The sequence below is a fragment of the Streptomyces sp. NPDC002004 genome, assembly GCF_053593975.1.
In genome coordinates, this window is sequence record NZ_JBSFDP010000001.1 from 274,455 (window position 1) to 288,863 (window position 14,409).

A 14,409-nucleotide genomic window follows, 5' to 3' on the forward strand; every position below is an offset into this window, starting at 1 on the left:
CATGAACGTTCGTCGCAGCGCAGCGGTCCTGGCCGCCGTCACCGTGATCGGCGCGGCCACCGCACCGGCCGCACTCGCGGACGGCAAGGCCCCGTCCGCATCCCCGTCGGTGGCCCTCCCCTCCGGCCTGTACGGCACCTCCGACCCGAAGTTCGACGGCGTGTGGCGGCAGTCGCTCGCGCTGCTCGCGCAGCACACCGTCGGTGTGCGGCCCGCCGCCAAGGCCGTCGACTGGCTGGCCGGACAGCAGTGCGCGAACGGTGCGTTCGCCGCGTTCCGCGCCGACACAGGCAAGCCCTGCGACGCCAAGACCCAGGTCGACACCAACTCCACGGCCGCCGCCGTCCAGGCCCTCGCGGCGCTGGGCGGGCACGACGCCGAGGTCGGCAAGGCCGTCGCCTGGCTGAAGTCCGTGGCGGTCAAGGACGGCGGCTGGGGCTACATGCCGGGCGGCGCCGCGGACGCCAACTCCACGGGCGTCGTGATCGGCGCGCTCGTCGCGGCGGGCGGGAAGCCGGAGCCGTCCGCGTACGACGCGCTCGTGAAGCTCTCCATCCCGTGCTCCGAGGACGGCGGCGGCGCCTTCGCCTACCAGCCGGACAAGAAGGGCAAGCTGGCCGCCAACGCCGACGCGACCGCGGCCGGCGTCGTCGGCGCGCTCGGCAAGGGGCTCGCGACGGGTGCCGGTACGAAGTCCGCCGCCGCGAAGTGCGCCAAGGCGAAGGACGCCGGGCAGGCCGCGCACAACGGTGCCGCCTACCTCGCCGCCACGCTCGCCAAGAACGGCCACCTCATGTCCGTGATGCCGGGCGCCAAGGACCAGCCGGACTACGGCAACACCGCGGACGCGGTCGTCGCGCTCGCCGCCGCGGGCCGCACCGATGCCGCACACAAGCCCCTCGCCTGGCTGGAGAAGAACTCCGCGGCCTGGGCGAAGCAGAGCGGCCCCGCCGCCTACGCCCAGCTGGTCCTCGCCGCGCACGCGACCGGCACCGACCCGCGCGACTTCGGCGGCGCCGACCTGGTGAAGCAGCTGAACGCGACGGGCCCGGCCCCCCAGGCTGCCGAGAGCGCGACGAAGGCCGCCGACAAGAAGGACGACAACGGCGGCGGGCTCGGCATCTGGTGGATCGTCGGCGTCGGTCTCGTCGCCGGTGCCGGCATCGGGTTCCTGCTGAGCGGCCGCACCAGGAAGCGTCAGTCGTGACCGCGCGCCGCCGCACGACCGCACTGCTCCTCGGCGTGCTCCTCGCCGTGCTCGGCACGGCGGGCCAGGCCCGGGCCACCGGCTACCGGTACTGGTCCTTCTGGGACCGTCAGGGCACGGCCTGGTCGTACGCCACGCAGGGCCCGTCCACCGAGCGGCCGTCCGACGGCGATGTGCAGGGCTTCCGGTTCGCGGTCAGCGAGGACTCCAAGGACGCGTCCAAGCCGCGCGGCGCCGCGGACTTCGCCACCGTCTGCGCCCACACCCCCGCCAAGGACGGCAGCAAGCGGGTCGCGCTCGTCCTCGACTTCGGCACCGCGGGCGACGCGCCGGACGGCGAGACGCCGCCGAAGCCGCGTACGGCCTGCGCCCGGGTCGCCGAGGACGCGACGACCGCCGATGCGCTCGCCGCCGTGGCCAAGCCCCTGCGCTACGACAGCAATGCGCTGCTGTGCGCCATCGCGGGCTACCCGAGGGCCGGCTGCGGCGAGCGGGTGGCGATCGCCGGCTCGAAGCCGGCCGGCGACGGCAAGCCGGCCGCGTCCGCCGCTCCGGCAGCCGAGGCGCCGGGGTCCGGGCACCACGGCCCGTCCCTCGGCGTGATCGCCGGTGTGGTCGCCGTGGCGCTGCTCGGCGGCGCCGCGATCTGGCAGTCCCGCCGCCGCCGCGGCTGAGGTCCGGCCGTGAACCCCGAGTCCCCGCGCACGGCTTCCGGGCGCATACGCCGTCCGGCCTCCCGCGCACACCGCGGCAGCGGCCTGCACCCGGGCGCCTGGTGGGTCTGGGCGCTGGGGCTGGGGACGGCCGCGTCGCGGACCACCAATCCGCTGCTGCTGGCGCTGCTGATCGGGGTCGCCGGATATGTGGTGGCGGCGCGGCGTCCGGCGGCGCCGTGGGCACGGTCCTACGGGGCCTTCCTGAAACTGGCGTTCGCCGTGATCGGGATCCGGCTGGTCTTCGCCGTGCTCCTCGGCTCGCCGATCCCCGGCACGCACGTCCTCGTCACCCTGCCCGAAGTGCCGCTCCCCGACTGGGCCCAGGGGATACGGATCGGGGGCCGGGTCACCGCCGAGGGGCTCGTCTTCGCGTGGTACGACGGGCTGAAGCTCGCCACGCTGCTCGTCTGCGTGGGCGCGGCCAACGCCCTCGCGCACCCCGCCCGGCTGCTCAAGTCCCTGCCGGGCGCCCTCTACGAGGCGGGCGTCGCGGTCGTCGTCGCCATGACCTTCGCGCCGCACCTGATCGAGGACGTGCGGCGGCTGCGCGCGGCGCGGCGGCTGCGCGGGCGGCCGGACCGGGGGCTGCGCGGGCTGGCCCAGGTGGGACTCCCGGTCCTCGAGGGCGCGTTGGAGCGCTCGGTCGCGCTGGCCGCCGCGATGGACGCACGCGGCTACGGGCGGACCGCCCCGGTCCCGGCGGCGGTCCGCCGGGCCACCGGCGTGCTCACGCTGGGCGGGCTGATCGGCGTGTGCATCGGCACGTACGGCCTGTTGACCGCGGAGGGCGCGAGCTACGGCACCGTGGTGCTGCTCGCCGGACTCGCCGCCGCGCTCGGCGGGCTCTGGCTCGGTGGCCGCCGCACGGTGCGCACCCGTTACCGGCCCGATGTGTGGGACGCCCGCGCCTGGCTCGTCGCGGGCTCGGGGATCGCGGTGGCGGGCCTGCTGATCTGGGCGAGCACGGACGACCCGGGGGCGCTGCAACCGGGTGTGGTCCCGCTGACGGCGCCGACGCTGCCGGTGTGGCCCGCCCTGGGGATCGCCCTGGGCCTGGTCCCGGCGCTGGCGGCCCCGGCACCGGCGTCCGGCCGGACGTCCCCGTCCCCGGACGCGCGCCGCCCCGGCGGCACCCGGACGCCGTCGCGCGCTCGGCCCGCGCCGCCCCCGGCACGCACGTCCGCGGCCGCCCCCGGGCCGGCGCCCGGCCCCGCTCCGGCCGCCACGCCCACCCCTTCGTCCTCCGGTGCACGCCGCGTGCGGGGCCGTACACCGCCCTCTCCCTCCCCCGAGGAGTCCTCATGATCCGCTTCGAGGATGTCTCCGTCACCTACGACGGGGCGGTGCAGCCCACCGTCCAGGGGGTCGACTTCGCGGTGCCCGAAGGCGAACTCGTGCTGCTCGTCGGGCCGTCCGGGGCCGGGAAGTCCACGCTGCTCGGGGCGGTGAGCGGGCTGGTGCCGCACTTCACCGGGGGCACGCTGCGCGGCCGGGTCACCGTCGCGGGCCGCGACACACGGACGCACAAGCCGCGTGAGCTGGCCGACGTCGTCGGCACCGTGGGCCAGGACCCGCTGTCGCACTTCGTCACGGACACCGTCGAGGACGAACTCGCCTACGGCATGGAGTCGCTGGGCCTCGCCCCCGCCGTGATGCGCCGGCGCGTCGAGGAAACCCTCGATCTGCTCGGCCTCGCCGACCTGCGGGACCGCCCCATCGCGACGCTGTCCGGAGGCCAGCAGCAGCGCGTCGCGATCGGCTCGGTGCTCACGCCGCACCCCCGGGTGCTGGTCCTGGACGAGCCGACGTCCGCGCTCGACCCGGCCGCGGCCGAGGAGGTCCTGGCCGTGCTCCAGCGCCTGGTGCACGACCTGGGCACCACGGTGCTCATGGCCGAGCACCGGCTGGAGCGCGTGGTGCAGTACGCGGACCAGGTGCTGCTCCTGCCGGAGCGCGGCGCCCGCCCGGTGCTGGGCACCCCGTCCGACATCATGGCCGTCTCGCCGGTGTACCCCCCGGTCGTCGGTCTGGGCCGGCTCGCCGGCTGGTCCCCGCTCCCCCTGACGGTCCGTGACGCCCGGCGGCGCGCGGAGCCGCTGCGCGAACGTCTCTCGGCGGTCGAGCCGCCCGCGGCGACGGCGGCGCCCCGGCCGGAGAAGGGGACACGGTCCCCCGACGCCGGGAACGCGCCCCGCACCCCCGGTCTCTGGTCCCGGCTGCTGCGCCGCCCGGGCGCCGCGCTCGCCTCGGACGGGTCCCCGGTCGCCGTCGTCGACGGTCTCGCGGTGCGCCGCGGCCGGGTCGAGGCGCTGCGCCATGTGGACCTGACCCTCGGCGGCGGCGAGATCGTCGCGCTGATGGGCCGTAACGGCGCCGGCAAGTCCACGCTGCTCTCCGCACTCGTGGGGCTGGTGGAACCCGCCTCCGGCGGCGTGCGCGTCGGCGGGGCCGTGCCCCACCGCACCGGCCCGCGGGACCTCGTACGCCGGGTGGGTCTCGTACCGCAGGAGCCGCGCGATCTGCTGTACGCGGACACCGTCGCCGCGGAGTGCACGGCGGCCGACGAGGACGCGGCCGCGGAGCCCGGTTCCTGCCGGGAGCTGGTGACCGCGCTGCTGCCGGGCGTCCCGGACGACACGCATCCGCGGGACCTGTCGGAGGGCCAGCGGCTCGCCCTGGCGCTGGCCGTCGTCCTCGCGGCGCGTCCGCCGCTGCTGCTGCTCGACGAGCCGACCCGGGGCCTCGACTACGCGGCCAAGGCCCGCCTGGTGACGGTGCTGCGGGACCTGGCCGCCGCGGGCCACACGATCCTGCTGGCCACGCACGATGTCGAGCTGGCCGCAGAACTCGCCCACCGTGTGGTGATCCTGGCCGACGGGGAGATCGTCGCGGACGGCCCGACGGCCGGGATCGTGGTGGCGTCCCCGTCCTTCGCTCCGCAGGTCACCAAGGTGCTGGCGCCGCGGCCCTGGCTGACCGTCGCCCAGGTGCGGGCCGCGCTGGCGGGGGCGGACGCATGAGCCGCCCCGGCTCGCGTGCGCCGCGGGTTCGGCCCGTCCGGCTCGGCCCGCGCTCCGTCGTCGCCCTCGGCCTGGTGAGCGCGGTCGGCGTCGTGGGATTCGGCTGGCCGCTCCTCGCACCGCCCGCGTCGGCCTTCGCCGCACACGCCCAGGACGCCCCATGGCTGTTCGCCGCGCTGCTCGTCCTGCTCGTGGGCGTCGTCTCGGCGACCATCTCCGAGGCGGGGCTCGGGCCGAAGGCCGTGGCGATGCTGGGGGTGCTGGCCGCGTCGGGCGCCGCACTGCGGCCACTGGGCGCGGGCACGGCCGGGCTGGAGCCGATGTTCTTCCTGATGGTGCTGAGCGGGCGGGTGCTGGGCCCGGGGTTCGGCTTCGTCCTGGGGTCCGTCACCATGTTCGCGTCCGCGCTGCTGACCGGCGGTGTCGGGCCCTGGCTGCCGTTCCAGATGCTGGCGATGGGCTGGTTCACGCTGGGCGCGGGTCTGCTGCCCGGCGCGGAGGGGCCGAGAGCCCGGCCGCGCGGCCGTGCTGAGCTGCTGATGCTCGCCGGGTACGGGGGTGTCGCCGCCCTCGCTTACGGCACGGTGATGAATCTGGCGGGCTGGCCCTTCATGAACACGCTGGCGTCGAGCGTGGCGTTCGATCCGCACGGTTCGCTGCACGACAACCTCGTGCGGTTCGCCGCGTACTGCCTCGCCACGTCGCTGGGCTGGGACCTGGGGCGGGCCGTGCTCACGGTCGTGCTGACGCTGACCCTCGGCGGCAGCGTCCTGAAGGCGCTGCGGCGCGCGACGCGGCGGGCCGCGTTCGAGGCGCCGGTCGCCTTCGAGGAGGCGCACGGCACCGAGGTCCCGTCGCGGCCGGCGCCGGTCGCGGGGCGTACGGAGGCCTGACGACGGGGCGGGACCCGGTCGGCCCGGCCCGGTGGGGCGTAGGTCACACCGGCAACCGCCTTGCGTGGGGCGTGGGTCACACCGCGGCGCACCTGCGTGGGGCGTGGGTCACACCGGTCGTGCGGCGCCCGTCACATCGCCAGTGACCGCGTCGTGCGGCCCCGTGCGCCGTCCGTGACGAAAACCTGCGGGACCCCGTGAGGAGCCCCACACCCCGGGGGCCCGTCCTAGGTCCGCTAGTAGATCGACTCTCCTGGCATGCTCGCGGCAAAACCCCCTCCGACCTGCACAGTGAGAGCCAGCTCACATCAATAACATGTCCGATACGTGCGACTTCCACTAGTAAAAGGGGTCATTGCGGACACCCCTCCGTCCTGCTTCTCTGGATGACGTCGCACGGCGCCGACGTGCCCCCCGGGGACGCGGCGCCGACGCATGCCCCCCACGGTTCACCCGTGACCACGGCGTGCCCGCGGCGCTCCTGTCCCCGACCGGAAGGTCCGCCTGTGTCCGCCATCCTCATCCGCCGCATCGCCAACCCGAAGAAGGCCCTCACCACCGCCGCCGTGGCCGTTGCCACGACCGGCATGGTCCTCGCCGCCGCCCCGGCTCACGCCGCGGCCCCGGCCGCGGCCCCCGCTTCGGCCCAGGCGATGGCGCACGAGATGATTCCGGACCCCGCGCAGTACCAGGCGTTCAGCAAGATCGTCGAGCGTGAGAGCGGCTGGAACCCCTCCGCGACGAACACCGCCTCCGGCGCCTACGGCCTGGTCCAGGCCCTGCCCGGCTCGAAGATGGCCTCGGCCGGCGCCGACTGGAAGACCAACCCGAAGACCCAGATCAAGTGGGGTCTCGACTACATGAACTCGCGCTACGGCAGCCCGGTCAAGGCGTGGAACTTCTGGCAGGCCAACGGCTGGTACTGACCGGCCCACACCTTCCGGCGCGACACCGAGGCGGCGGTCCCCGAACAGGGGCCGCCGCCTTCGGCGTTCCGGGAGGGGCCCGCCGGCCGACGGGCGTGGTGCCGTCGCGGTCCGCACCGCTCCGTAGCACCATGGGGCGTCCCCCTCGCGCATCCGCACCGGAGGTCCCGTGGCCCCGCACCAGGACGAGACGGACCCGCACGACGATCCCGAGGCGCGCGGCCTCGCGCTGCCCGTGGTGCTGCTCGCGCTCACCGTGGTCAGCGGGGTCATCGACGCCGTGAGCTATCTCGGGCTCGGCCATGTGTTCACGGCCAACATGACCGGGAACGTGGTCGTCCTCGGCTTCGCCGCCGCCGGCGCGCCGGGCTTCAAGGCCACGCACTCGCTGGTCTCGCTCGGCGGCTTCCTGGCCGGGGCGTTCGCCGGCGGTTGCGCCTGGCGCCGGTTCGGCTCGGGCTCGCGGCGCCGCTGGACGCGTACCGTCCTGACCGTCGAGGCCGTACTCGTCGGCACCTGCGCCCTCGTGGCCTACGCGTCGCCCGCCGCGGCCGGGACCGTCTACGCCCTGATCGCCGTGACGGCCTTCGCCATGGGGGTGCGCAACGCGGCGGTGCGCAGACTGGGCGTGCCCGAGCTGACGACGACCGTGCTCACGATGACCCTCACCGGCCTCGCGGCCGACTCCCGTGCGGCCGGGGGCGACGGCGCCCGGGCGCCGCGCCGCGCCGCCGCCGCGCTCGCCATGCTCGGGGGCGCAGCCCTCGGGGCCTGGCTGGTCCTCCACCACGGTCTGGGGCTGCCGCTCCTGCTCGCGGCGCTGACCTCGGCCGTGCTGGTCCCGGTGGCGTCGGGACGGACCGAGGCGCACCGACCCGTCCCGTAGGCCCCGTCCCCGGGGGGGTCCGGCCTGTGCCGTGTCCGCGAAGTCCCGCCCGCGACCGACGACAACGCCGCAGATGCGGGTGCCAAGCCCCGCGAGCCCGGCGTGATCGGCAGGACGCCCCCTAGAGCCGCTGAATGATCGTGCCCGTGGCCAGGGCGCCGCCCGCGCACATGGTGATGAGAGCGAACTCCTTGTCGCGTCGCTCCAGTTCGTGCAGGGCGGTCGTGATCAGCCGGGCACCCGTGGCGCCGACGGGGTGGCCGAGGGCGATGGCGCCGCCGTTGACGTTGACCTTCTCGAGGTCCTGCTCGAAGACCTGGGCCCAGCTCAGCACCACCGAGGCGAAGGCCTCGTTGACCTCGACGATGTCGATGTCCTTCAGCGTCATACCGGCCTTGCCGAGCACCGCGCGGGTCGCGTCGATGGGCCCGTCGAGGTGGTAGTGCGGGTCGGCGCCGACGAGGGCCTGGGCGACGATCCGGGCTCGCGGCTTCAGCTTCAGGGCGCGTGCCATCCGCTTGGACGCCCACATGATCGCGGCGGCGCCGTCGGATATCTGCGAGGAGTTGCCCGCGGTGTGGACGGCGGTCGGCATGACCGGCTTGAGCCGCGCCAGCGCCTCCATCGACGTGTCGCGCAGCCCTTCGTCGCGGTCGACGAGCCGCCACATGCCCTGGCCCGCCGCCTGCTCCTCCTCGGTCGTCGGCACCTGTACGGCGAAGGTCTCCCGCTTGAACCGCTCCTCGGCCCAGGCGACCGTGGCCCGCTCCTGCGAGATCAGCCCCAGCGAGTCGACGTTCTCGCGGGTCAGCCCGCGATGCCGGGCGATGCGCTCGGCGGCCTCGAACTGGTTGGGCAGGTCGACGTTCCACTCGTCCGGCCAGGGCTTTCCCGGACCGTGCTTGGAACCCGAGCCCAGCGGTACGCGCGACATCGCCTCCACGCCGCAGCTGATCCCGACGTCGATGACCCCGGCCGCGACCATGTTGGCCACCATGTGCGAGGCCTGCTGCGAGGAGCCGCACTGGCAGTCCACGGTCGTCGCGGCCGTCTCGTAGGGCAGCCCCATGGTGAGCCAGGCCGTACGCGCCGGGTTCATGGACTGCTCGCCCGCGTGCGTCACCGTACCGCCGACGATCTGCTCGACGCAGTCGGCGTGGATGCCGGTACGCCCCAGGATCTCGCGGTAGGTCTCGCCCAGCAGATAGGCGGGGTGGAGATTGGCGAGCGCGCCGCCGCGCTTGCCGATGGGCGTCCGAACGGCTTCGACGATGACGGGTTCAGCGGCCATGACTCGTCCTTCCTCCACATCCGCGGGGATGGGGGTCCCCCTGCTCGGGCCGAGCCGAGAGCCTGGGGGAGGGTCACCCACGACAGAACTAGTACGCGTTCTAGTTCTGCGAGCAGTCTGCTGAGTGCCGTACCCACCGCGCAAGGGTCGTGCACGCACCCCGCACGCCATCCGCACGCAACAGAACCCGCCACGGCCCTTGCCACTTGTAGAACCGGTTACTACCTTTCCGGCAACTTCTGATGACCCGTCAGACCAACAGCCTGCCGGACCGCCGCACCCGTCAGCCCGTCCCGTCGGACCGGAACTCCTGGAGTTGCCGATGCCCTGCCCAGCACTGCCCGAGGGGTTCGACTTCACCGACCCCGATCTGCTGCACCACCGCGTACCGCTCCCCGAGTTCGCGGAGCTGCGCCGCACCGAACCGGTCCGCTGGATACCCCAGACGCCCGGCATCTCGGGCTTCCCGGACGAGGGCTACTGGGCCGTGACCCGGCACGCGGACGTCAAGTACGTCTCGACGCACCCCGAACTCTTCTCCTCGAACCTCAACACCGCGATCATCCGCTTCAACGAGACCATCGAACGGGACCAGATCGAGGTCCAGAAGCTGATCATGCTGAACATGGACCCGCCCGAGCACACCCGGGTCCGGCAGATCGTGCAACGCGGTTTCACGCCCCGCGCGATCCGTTCGCTGGAGGACGCCCTGCACGCCCGGGCCCGGGCGATCGTCGAGACGGCACTGGCCAACGCCGGTCCGGACGGCGGGTTCGACTTCGTCACGAACGTCGCCGTCGAACTGCCGCTCCAGGCCATCGCCGAGCTCATCGGCATACCCCAGCAGGACCGGGCGAAGATCTTCGACTGGTCCAACAAGATGGCGGCGTACGACGATCCGGAGTACGCGATCACCGAGGAGGTCGGCGTGGAGGCGGCCTCCGAGCTCATCGCCTACGCGATGAACCTCGCCGCGCAGCGCAAGGAGTGCCCCGCCAAGGACATCGTCTCCCAGCTGGTGGCGGCCGAGGACGAGGGCAGTCTCGGCTCCGACGAGTTCGGCTTCTTCGTGATCCTCCTGTCGGTGGCGGGCAACGAGACCACGCGGAACGCCATCACGCACGGCATGCACGCCTTCCTCACGCACCCCGAGCAGTGGGAGCTGTACAAGCGGGAACGCCCGGAGACGGCCGCCGAGGAGATCGTGCGCTGGGCCACTCCGGTGGTCGCCTTCCAGCGCACCGCCACCCAGGACACCGAACTGGGCGGCAGGACCGTCCGCAAGGGCGACCGCGTGGGCATCTTCTACTCGTCGGCCAACAACGACCCCGACGTCTTCGACGCCCCCGGCTCCTTCGACATCACCCGCGACCCGAACCCGCACCTCGGCTTCGGGGGCGGCGGCCCCCACTTCTGCCTCGGCAAGTCCCTGGCCGTCCTGGAGATCAACCTGATCTTCAACGCCATCGCCGACGCGATGCCCACCCTCCGCCTCACCGGTGCGCCCCGGCGTCTGCGCTCCGCCTGGCTGAACGGCGTCAAGGAGCTCCGGGTGAGCACCGTCTGACGGCGCCTTCGATGACCCGGGAGGCGGGGGCGGCACCCTACGCCCCGCCCCCGCCTCCCGCCCCGGCACCGCGCACGAGCCCCTCGGAACCCTGTGGCTCGGGCGCGGGCTCGGCTAGCGTCGCCACGACCACGTGCGTGACCAGTCGTAACGAAACGGGGACCCGTGCCGCCCACCGTCGCCGCAGCCGAACCGTCCGCGGACCGAACACGCCGGGGCGAGCGCCGATCACTCCGCCGGACGCTCCGTTCGCACCACCGCGTCCCGCTCCTGGCGACCGCACTCGCCGCACCCGCGTACGCGTTGTGGGCGGTCTTCCTCGCCACCGGCGGCGGGGACCTCGCGGCCCAGGTGGCCTGGACCGGCTTCGTCGCGCACCATCCGGGCACCCCCTACAACCTGTCCTGGTACGGCGGCGTGCACGTCGCCGACTACAGCGTCCTCGCGCCTGCGCTGATGGCGGTGTGCGGGGTGCGCACGGTGACGGTGGCCGCCGGGCTCGCGGCGACCTGGCTCGCCGCCGGCCTGTTCGTCCGCAGCGGGGTGCGCAGGCCCCTCTGGCCGGCGCTCCTCGCGGCGTTCGGCCTGTGGTGCGACGTGGCCTCCGGGCGCTCCACCTTCGCGCTCGGTGTCGCACTGGGGCTCGCCGCGTGCTCGGTGCTGACCGGGACGGCCCGCCGGCCGGTGCCGGCGGGGGCGGCGCTCAGTGCGCTTGCGGCCCTGGCCAGTCCCGTGGCCGGGCTGTTCCTGCTGGTCGCGGGGGCCGGGTGGCTGCTCGCCGGCGACCGCGGGAAGGCGGCCGCCGCCGGGCTGCCCCCGGTGCTGGTCGTCGGGGCGGCCACCCTGCTGTTCCCCTTCGGCGGCGTCCAGCCGATGGCGACGGGCGACATCTGGAAGCCGCTGCTGTTCGGCGTGCTCACGGCGCTGTTCGCGCCCCGGTCGTGGCGGGCCCTGCGCGGCGGAGCGGCGGTCTACGCGGCCGGGGTCGTGCTGACCGCGCTCGTGGAGTCGCCGGTCGGCTCGAACGTCGTGCGGCTGGCCGAGCTCTTCGCACCGGCGGTCCTGCTCGCCGTCTGCCTGGTGTCCGGACTGCACCCGGTGCGCCGCGCGGCGTTCGCGACCGCCCTGGTGCTGTCCCTGAACTGGGTGTCGCAGCATGCCGTCGACGTGCTGCGCATGTCGACTCCCGTACCGGCGTGGGCCGTCGACACCCGCGGGGTGGTGGCGGCCCTGGACCGCCTCGGGGCCGGCCGCACCCGCGTCGAGGCGGTGCCCGCCCGCAATCACCGCGAGACGACGGCGCTCGCCCCCCACGTCGACCTGGCCCGCGGGTGGAACCGACAGCTCGACGTCGAGCGCGGCCCGCTCTTCTACGACGGCTCCTTCTCCGCGGAGGCCTACCGCGACTGGCTCGACCACTGGGGCGTCGGTCTCGTGGTACTGCCGCACGCCGCACCGGACTGGGCCGCCGAGGAGGAGGCGGCCCTCGTCCGCCGCGGGCCCGCGTGGCTGAAGCCGGCCTGGCACGACGCCCACTGGAGCGTGTTCCGGGTCGAGAACGCGGTACCGCTGGTCACCGCGCCCGCCAGGGTGGTGCGCTCCGGCGCCGCAGACGTCGTGGTGCACGTCCCGCGCCGCGGGCGGGTGACCGTGCGCATCGCCTACTCCCCGTGGCTGCGGGCCGGCGGGGCCTGCGTGGAACGCGCGGGCGCATGGACCCGGCTCGCCGCGCCGAGGGCGGGCGACTACCGCATCAGCTCGTCGTACCGACCGAGGTGGCCGGGGCCTTGCTGACCTGCTCGGGGATCCGCTCGGCCGTGGCCACCACCACCCCCCGTGGTCCGCAGAGCAGATACGTCAGCGCGAAGCCAGCCCCCACCACGGCCGCCCCGCCCACCGCGTCGAGGACCCAGTGGTTGCCGGTGGCGATGATCGCGGAGACCGTGAACAGGGGGTGGAGCAGCCCGAGGGCCTTCATCCACCACTTCGGGGCGAGGACGGCGATGACGACGCCGCACCACAGCGACCAGCCGAAGTGCAGGGACGGCATGGCCGCGTACTGGTTGGTCAGGGCCGTCATCACGCCGTAGTCCGGCTTGGAGAAGTCCTGCACGCCGTGCACGGTGTCGATGAACCCGAGGTCCGGCATGAGGCGCGGGGGCGCCAGCGGGTAGAGCCAGAAGCCGATCAGGCCGAGCATGGTCGCGAACCCGAGGGCGGTGCGCGCCCAGCGGTAGTCGGCGGGACGGCGGGCGTAGAGGACGCCGAGGACGGCGAGCGGGACCAGGAAGTGGAAGGACTCGTAGTAGAAGTCGAAGAAGCCCCTCAGCCACCCGATCCCCGCCACCGCGTGGTTGATGCCGTGCTCGATGTCGAGGGAGAGCGTCCTCTCCACGGCGTGGACCTGGTGCCCGTGCCGCTCCGCCGTGGCCCGGCCGCCGGTGGCGGCGAGCCGCACGGCGGAGTAGGCGGAGTAGCAGACACGGATCAGCAGGAGTTCGAGCAGCAGGTTCGACCTGCTGAGGGCGCGGCGCCAGAACGGGATGAGCGGGACCCGGCCGAAGCGGGTCGGCGACGGGTCGGCGTACGTCGTGGGGACCGGTCTGCGGTAGTAGGGCGACGTGCGCTCGAGGAACGGCACGGCGCAGGCAGCGGCGAGCGCCGCGAGCAGGACGACGTTGTCACGGACGGGGAAGACCACCGGCATGTTCGGCAGCAGCATCTTCGCGGGCAGCGTCATGACGAGGACGACGGCCAGCGGCCATACGTACCGGTCGCGCGCCTTCACGCCGGCCCGGCCCACCACCGCGAGCAGCACCCAGAGCAGCTGGTGCTGCCAGGTCGTCGGCGACACGACGACCGCGACGCAGCCGGTGACGGCGACCGCGAGGAGCAGTTGCCCGTCGCCCGCGTAGCGGACGGCGCGGCGCAGTCCGGCCACCGCGACGCCGGCGCCCAGCAGGAGGAAGAGCCCTGTCTCGACGGGGCCGGTGAGACCGAGGCGCAGCAGCGCGCCGTGCAGCGACTGGTTGGCCAGGCTGTCCGCGGGCTCGCCGAGGCCCGCTCCCGCGAGGTGGTGGACCCAGTACGTCCAGGAGTCCCGTGGCATCGCCGCCCAGGCGAGCGCGGTGCAGGCGGCGAAGGTGGCCCCGGTGGACAGGGCGGCGCGCCGGCGTCCGGTGAACCACAGCAGCGGCACGAACAGCAGGACGGCGGGCTGCAGGGCCGCGCCGGCGCCGACCAGGGCGCCGCTCGCGCGTTCCCCGCGCACGGCGAAGCAGCCGAGCAGGACGAGCAGGACCGGGATGATGCTGGTCTGGCCCAGGTGGAGCGTGTTGCGCACGGGCAACGACAGCATCAGCAGACAGATCGCGACCGGTGCCGCGAGCAGCGACGACCGGCGCGAGACGGGCTTGGGCAGGGCCCGCGCGGCGACCAGGCCGAGCAGGACGACGAGCAGCAGCGTGCCGAAGGTCCAGGCCCAGCCGAGTGCCTGCTCGGCGGACCGGGCAAGCGGTTTCAGGACGAGCCCGCTGAACGGCGTGCCGGTGAAGGACGTACCGGTGCCGGGATCGGCGTCGTACAGGGAACCGCTCACATGGAGCACGCCCGAGGGCCCGATCCAGGTCTCCAGGTCGGTCAGCCGCTCATGGGGCGGCTGCCGCAGGACGGCGGCGACCTGCCGCACCGCCAGGACGGCGGCGATCAGCCACAGACCCGCTCTGGCCGCTCCGATCCGTGTGCCCGCCGCGCCGGTCGCCCCCGCCCCGAAGCCCCTGCCCGGACCACCGTGCTCCGCATTCGCCACGTGCCGTCGCCCCTCCCACCCCATACGTCACTCGTGACCGGCTTGTCCCGTTGTTTCTCCGCACTCTATGGACCCTACGAGGCACACACCGCCCC

General features: G+C 74.2%; 11 protein-coding genes. 9 read left to right on the forward strand and 2 right to left on the reverse strand.

Annotation, left to right across the window (positions count from 1 at the left end):
* Position 1: 1 nt before the first annotated feature.
* The 7 genes from ACWCP6_RS01180 to ACWCP6_RS01210 all read left to right on the forward strand — a co-directional run bounded on the left by ACWCP6_RS01180 (position 2) and on the right by ACWCP6_RS01210 (position 7,648).
* Positions 2 to 1,207: a prenyltransferase/squalene oxidase repeat-containing protein gene (locus ACWCP6_RS01180; RefSeq protein ID WP_450930214.1), complete on the forward strand. Its 1,206-nt coding sequence runs from the start codon at positions 2 to 4 to the stop codon at positions 1,205 to 1,207.
* Positions 1,204 to 1,881 carry an SCO2322 family protein gene (locus ACWCP6_RS01185; protein WP_450930215.1) on the forward strand — a complete coding sequence of 226 codons (678 nt, stop codon included), beginning with the start codon at positions 1,204 to 1,206 and terminating at the stop codon, positions 1,879 to 1,881. Before ACWCP6_RS01180 ends, ACWCP6_RS01185 begins: the two co-directional genes overlap by 4 nt.
* 9 nt (positions 1,882 to 1,890) lie before the next feature.
* Positions 1,891 to 3,228 carry an energy-coupling factor transporter transmembrane component T gene (locus tag ACWCP6_RS01190; RefSeq protein ID WP_450930216.1) on the forward strand — a complete coding sequence of 446 codons (1,338 nt, stop codon included), beginning with the start codon at positions 1,891 to 1,893 and terminating at the stop codon, positions 3,226 to 3,228.
* Positions 3,225 to 4,943 carry an ABC transporter ATP-binding protein gene (locus ACWCP6_RS01195; RefSeq protein WP_450930217.1) on the forward strand — a complete coding sequence of 573 codons (1,719 nt, stop codon included), beginning with the start codon at positions 3,225 to 3,227 and terminating at the stop codon, positions 4,941 to 4,943. The genes ACWCP6_RS01190 and ACWCP6_RS01195 overlap by 4 nt, the downstream gene beginning before the upstream one ends.
* Entirely contained in the window at positions 4,940 to 5,836 is an 897-nt protein-coding gene (locus ACWCP6_RS01200) for an ECF transporter S component (RefSeq protein WP_450930218.1), read from the forward strand. The genes ACWCP6_RS01195 and ACWCP6_RS01200 overlap by 4 nt, the downstream gene beginning before the upstream one ends.
* A 506-nt stretch (positions 5,837 to 6,342) precedes the next feature.
* Positions 6,343 to 6,762: an aggregation-promoting factor C-terminal-like domain-containing protein gene (locus ACWCP6_RS01205; RefSeq protein ID WP_450930219.1), complete on the forward strand. Its 420-nt coding sequence runs from the start codon at positions 6,343 to 6,345 to the stop codon at positions 6,760 to 6,762.
* 169 nt (positions 6,763 to 6,931) lie between these two features.
* Positions 6,932 to 7,648 carry a YoaK family protein gene (locus ACWCP6_RS01210; RefSeq protein ID WP_450930220.1) on the forward strand — a complete coding sequence of 239 codons (717 nt, stop codon included), beginning with the start codon at positions 6,932 to 6,934 and terminating at the stop codon, positions 7,646 to 7,648.
* A 121-nt stretch (positions 7,649 to 7,769) separates the two neighbouring features.
* Here ACWCP6_RS01210 and ACWCP6_RS01215 read toward each other — a convergent pair whose 3' ends face one another.
* Positions 7,770 to 8,939, reverse strand: coding sequence for a steroid 3-ketoacyl-CoA thiolase (locus ACWCP6_RS01215; protein WP_450930221.1), 1,170 nt, complete (start codon positions 8,937 to 8,939; stop codon positions 7,770 to 7,772).
* Between the two features lie 322 nt (positions 8,940 to 9,261).
* Here ACWCP6_RS01215 and ACWCP6_RS01220 point away from each other — a divergent pair, with 322 nt between their 5' ends.
* Together ACWCP6_RS01220 and ACWCP6_RS01225 are read left to right on the forward strand one after the other, a co-directional pair.
* A complete protein-coding gene (locus ACWCP6_RS01220) occupies positions 9,262 to 10,506 on the forward strand; it encodes a cytochrome P450 (RefSeq protein ID WP_450930222.1) in 1,245 nt (414 codons plus the stop codon).
* Positions 10,507 to 10,671: 165 nt separating this feature from the next.
* The gene (locus tag ACWCP6_RS01225; RefSeq protein WP_450930223.1) at positions 10,672 to 12,300 is read left to right on the forward strand and encodes a hypothetical protein; all 1,629 of its coding nucleotides are present in this window, start codon (positions 10,672 to 10,674) and stop codon (positions 12,298 to 12,300) included.
* Here the strand turns inward: ACWCP6_RS01225 and ACWCP6_RS01230 are convergent.
* Entirely contained in the window at positions 12,260 to 14,314 is a 2,055-nt protein-coding gene (locus ACWCP6_RS01230; RefSeq protein WP_450930224.1) for a bifunctional glycosyltransferase 87/phosphatase PAP2 family protein, read from the reverse strand. The genes ACWCP6_RS01225 and ACWCP6_RS01230 overlap by 41 nt on opposite strands.
* Positions 14,315 to 14,409: the final 95 nt, after the last annotated feature.

Bases quoted from the DNA above. Each gene is read 5' to 3' on its own strand.
- ACWCP6_RS01180 (WP_450930214.1), top strand. From the start codon at position 2: ATGAACGTTCGTCGCAGCGCAGCGGTCCTGGCCGCCGTCACCGTGATC.
- ACWCP6_RS01215 (WP_450930221.1), bottom strand. From the start codon at position 8,939: ATGGCCGCTGAACCCGTCATCGTCGAAGCCGTTCGGACGCCCATCGGC.
- ACWCP6_RS01220 (WP_450930222.1), top strand. From the start codon at position 9,262: ATGCCCTGCCCAGCACTGCCCGAGGGGTTCGACTTCACCGACCCCGAT.
- ACWCP6_RS01200 (WP_450930218.1), top strand. From the start codon at position 4,940: ATGAGCCGCCCCGGCTCGCGTGCGCCGCGGGTTCGGCCCGTCCGGCTC.
- ACWCP6_RS01195 (WP_450930217.1), top strand. From the start codon at position 3,225: ATGATCCGCTTCGAGGATGTCTCCGTCACCTACGACGGGGCGGTGCAG.